This is a genomic window from Streptomyces niveiscabiei, assembly GCF_001419795.1.
GTDB classification, from domain to species: Bacteria; Actinomycetota; Actinomycetes; order Streptomycetales; family Streptomycetaceae; genus Streptomyces; species Streptomyces niveiscabiei.
Map to the genome: position 1 here is coordinate 1 of NZ_LIRL01001044.1, position 4,132 is coordinate 4,132.

Here is a 4,132-nt window from a genome sequence, read left to right on the forward strand (position 1 = left end):
GTCGCCGAGAGCTATCCGGGGGCCGCACCCCACACGGTGCTGCTGATCCGCCCCGACGGGCATCTGGTGGCCGCGCTGAACGGCGTACGGCCGGCGGACCTGTACGCGGCGGCGGAGACGGCGGTGGGAGGGGCGGCGCGGGAGGAGGCGGAAGCGGGGGTGCAGTGAGCGTGAGAGGGGGCGGCGTGCGGTGGGGTGGTGTCGCCCGCGCGCGGGAGCGCGATTCCGGTCCGATCATCGCCGGTCGGATCGTCGGACGAAATCGCTGCTCACCTCCTCTCTGTCCGCATGGTGACAGCCGGTTGACCGCCCTGTACGGCCATGGTCTACTCCGGATCGTGACCGACACCTGCGTGCACCTGTGGCGGAGGGTCCACATGGACCTCGTCCGCTACGCGGGCTGCGTGTGTCGCTCCTCCTGCTGATTCGCATCCCCTCACGCGCGCGTACGGCGCTCTCCCCGCGAACCTCACCAGGACGGTGTCCGTGTCTGTCGCCCCTTCCCTCCCCACGTCCGCCCGCGTCCCCACCCAGGCCGACCTCCTGGACTTCGTACGGCGCACCGCCGCCGACGCCGAGCTGATCGCGTCCCTCCCGCTCGACCCCGAGGGCCGCACCTGGATCCGTCTCGAAGGGCCCGCCGGCAGCGAGGCGTGGCTCATCGGCTGGCCGCCCGGCACCGGCACCGGCTGGCACGACCACGCCGACTCGGTGGGCGCCTTCCTGACCGCCCGGGGCACGCTCAAGGAGAACTCCCTCGCGGCCCGCCTCCCCACCGACGGCTGGAAGACCCTGGAGCTGTCGGAGGACGTCGACCGGAAGCGCGTCCTGTCCGCCGGAGAGGGCCGCGCGTTCGGCCGCCACCACATCCACGAGGTCCTCAACGAGTCCCCCGACCGGCACGCGGTCTCCGTCCACGCGTACTACCCGCCGCTCCCCCGCATCCGCCGCTACAGCCGCTCCGGGCAGGTGCTGCGCCTGGAGCAGGTGGAGCGCCCGGAGGACTGGCAGTGAGCGCGCGCGAGACGGACGACACGGACGGCCACGGCGGTGCCCCTGGCGAGCCCCCCGTGGGAATCGACGCCCTGTTGGAACAGACACGCGCCACGTACGCGCGCGTGGAGGCGCGGGAGGCGTACGAGGCCACCCGCGCGGGAGACGCGCTGCTCGTCGACATCCGGTACGCCGCCCTGCGCGAGCGCGACGGGCTGATCCCCGGCGCCCTGATCGTCGAGCGCAACGAGCTGGAGTGGCGGCTCGACCCTCAGGGCAGCCACCGCGCCCCCGAGGCGACCGGACACGACCTGCGGGTCGTCGTGATCTGCAACGAGGGCTACGCCTCCAGCCTCGCCGCCGCCTCCCTGCACCGGCTCGGTCTGCACCGCGCGACCGACCTGGTGGGCGGGTTCCAGGCGTGGCGGGCGGCAGGGCTGCCGGTCACGCGGTAGCGGGGGCCGAGGCGGGCGCAGCTTGCGTGACAATATGCCCGCCTCCACCGCACCGCCTCCTTCACCACCACTGCCCCCCTGCCCCGGCCCTCCTACTCCCTCGCCGTCACCACCGTCACCGCCCGCACCCGCAACGCCACCCTCCCCGGCACCGCGGTCGCCACGAGCGCGAGCAACCCGGCCACGGCGACGACGGTGACGTACACGAGCGGCGCGACCGCCGGCGCGGCACGCCCCGTCATCCCGACGCTGAACGCCGTCAGGACCGCGAGGGCGATACCGCTGCCGAGCGCGGTCGCGAGGAGCAGGGTCGACAGGGCCTCGGTGCGCAGCATCCGCAGCACCTGGCGCCGCGTCGCCCCGGCGAGCCGCAGCAGCGCGAACTCCCGGACCCGCTCCGAGACCGACATGCCGAGCGTGTTGACGACGGCGATGGCGGTGAAGGCCAGGACCAGCCCCATCGCGAACAGGTTGACCTCGGCGTTCTCCTGCTGCCTGGCCGCCCGGACCGAGTCCGCGGCGTCCGGGGAAAGAATTCGGAGATCCGGGAACTCACGGAGCGTAGTCGCGAGTTCTCTGTGTGTACGGCTGGTGCTGAGGAGGAGGGAGGCTGACAGGGGGTTGTCGACGTGGCGTACGACGAGGTCGTGCGCGAGGGTGAGGTCTCCGAAGCCGAGGCCCCTGGAGTAGACGGCGGCGACGGTGAGCGTGGCGGGCGTTCCGTCGCCGAGGGTCAGCTTCAGGGGGGAGCCGGGTGCCAGACCGAGCTGGTCCGCGGCCAGTTCGCTGACGGCGACCGTGTTCCCGGTGAGCCGGTCGAGGGAGCCCGCGGTGACATCGGGGTCCCAGGTGCGGGCGAGACCGGCCGGAGTGACGCCCTGCGCCGGGTACTTGTCGAGGCCGACCCGGACGGTGGTGCGGACGACCTCGGTCACGGCGTCACCAGGCGCGCGCAGCCGCTGGGCGACCGGGGCGGGGACGCCGGGTCCCGTCGAGTCGACGACCCAGTCGGCGCGCACCCCCTCGCGGGCCTCGGCGCGGGCGGCGTCACCGAGGGTGGGCTGGACGAACAGGACGGTGCAGGTCATGCCGACGAGCAGGGTGAGAGGGGTGACGACGGAGGCCGTGCGGGCGGCGTTGCCGCGCAGGTTGGCGGTGGCGAGCCGGCCCCCGTGACCGGTGAGCCGCAGGGGCCCGGACAGGAGCAGCGTGGCCGCTCGCACGAGGAGCGGGCCGAGGAGGGCGACGGAGGTGGACAGGACGATGACGGCGAGGAAGGTCACGGGCGTCGCGGCGGGCTCGGTGCGCAGCACGCCGAGTACGGCGACAAGGGCGCCACCGCCCGCGAGCAGCAGCAGACCGGCGGCGAACCGCCCCCACGCGGGGCGGGCGGGTTCGGCCACGGCCTCGGTGAGCGCCTCGACGGGCCGGATCCGGACGACCCGCCGGGAGGCGACCCGTGCGGCGGCCCAGGCGCCCAGCAGGGTCACGGCGACGGCGGCGAGCGGCGGGAAGACGCTGCCGGTGTGCTCCAGCGTGGCGGGTACGGCGCCCAGGTCGACGAACCGTCCGTGCAGCAGGCTCCCCAGCGGCAGCCCGGCGACCGCGCCCACGGTCCCGGCGACCGCCCCGACGAGCAGCGCCTCCCGCCCGAGCAGCCGGCGGATCTGCCCCGAGGTCGCGGCGACGGCGCGCAGCAGGGCGAGTTCCCGGTGCCGCTGCTGCACCGACAGCCCGAAGGTCCCGACGACCACGAGCACGGCCACGAGCAGCGAGGTCCCGCCCATCGCCCCGCCCATGCTGATCAGCCGGACCCGCGCGGCAGCGGCGTCCAGGAACTCGACGGGACCGCGCGCGTCCCCGGCGGTGACCTGCGCGGCCGTACCGTCCAAGGCCCGCCCGACCGCACGCTTCAGCTCGCCGGGGTCGGTCCCCTCGGCGGGGAGCACGCCGAACGCGGTGACCTGTCCGGGGTGCGCGGCCAGCCTGCGGGCCTCGCCGGCGGAGAAGAAGAGGGACGTCTGGTGGCGCACGCCGGTCGCCGCCGCGATGCCGCTGACCCGGTAGGTGCGCGGGGCCTGCGTCGACTGCACGGTGAGCCGGTCGCCGACCGCCAGCCGCGCCCGCGCCGCGAGGCCGCTGTCGACGACGAGATCGCCGGCGCCCCGGGGAGCGGCCCCGTCGACGAGGCGGTACGGCGTCAGCGCGGCGGAGTGCCAGGCGTGGCCGTAGGAGGGCGGGCCAGGGTCGTGGCCGGGTGTCGAGGGGACGGCGAGGAAGGTGAGTTCGGGGACGACGCGGGCGACGCCGGGGACGGCGGCGATCCGCTGTTCCAGTTCCTCGGGCAGCCAGGCGCGCTCGGCGATGGGTTTGGCCTTGTGCTTGACCTTGGTCTTGCCGTTCTTGCGCTGGACGGTGGTCCGGTGGACGTTCTGGTCACCGGAGACCAGGACGGGTGTCGCCGCGTACCGCTCGGTGCGGATCGTGCCGCGCAGTCCCGTCTCCAGGAGGGTGCCGCAGGCGGTGACGAGCGCGGAGGCGCACATCAGGGCGAGGAAGGCCCCGAGGAAGCCGGCCTTGCGGGCGCGGACCGTCTTGAGTGCGTAACGCAGCATCATGAGGGCGGGCTCTCTTCTGTTGTGAGGGGAGTCGACGGCACGCGTCCACACTCGCCCTCACCCACC

The 4,132-nt window shown here is 74.5% G+C and carries 4 protein-coding genes and 1 pseudogene; 4 read left to right on the forward strand and 1 reads right to left on the reverse strand.

Translation table 11 applies throughout. From position 1 onward, the window contains the following. The 4 genes and pseudogenes from AOK24_RS51760 to AOK24_RS39380 all read left to right on the forward strand — a co-directional run. Positions 1 to 168: pseudogene (locus AOK24_RS51760) on the forward strand (FAD-dependent monooxygenase); the annotation flags it as partial. Between the two features lie 209 nt (positions 169 to 377). Continuing rightward, positions 378 to 425, forward strand: coding sequence for a hypothetical protein (locus AOK24_RS52545; protein ID WP_331454204.1), 48 nt, complete (start codon positions 378 to 380; stop codon positions 423 to 425). 55 nt (positions 426 to 480) lie between these two features. Further along, complete coding sequence (locus AOK24_RS39375) at positions 481 to 1,014, forward strand: cupin domain-containing protein (protein ID WP_055724726.1); 534 nt, start codon at positions 481 to 483, stop codon at positions 1,012 to 1,014. Further along, positions 1,011 to 1,448 carry a rhodanese-like domain-containing protein gene (locus AOK24_RS39380; RefSeq protein WP_055724727.1) on the forward strand — a complete coding sequence of 146 codons (438 nt, stop codon included), beginning with the start codon at positions 1,011 to 1,013 and terminating at the stop codon, positions 1,446 to 1,448. The genes AOK24_RS39375 and AOK24_RS39380 overlap by 4 nt, the downstream gene beginning before the upstream one ends. A 92-nt stretch (positions 1,449 to 1,540) precedes the next feature. Here AOK24_RS39380 and AOK24_RS39385 read toward each other — a convergent pair whose 3' ends face one another. After that, entirely contained in the window at positions 1,541 to 4,066 is a 2,526-nt protein-coding gene (locus AOK24_RS39385) for an FtsX-like permease family protein (protein ID WP_055724728.1), read from the reverse strand. Positions 4,067 to 4,132 lie beyond the last annotated feature (66 nt).

What these genes read in the sequence shown, in the direction of transcription:
- AOK24_RS39385 (WP_055724728.1), bottom strand. Translation starts at nt 4,066, where the DNA reads ATGATGCTGCGTTACGCACTCAAGACGGTCCGCGCCCGCAAGGCCGGC.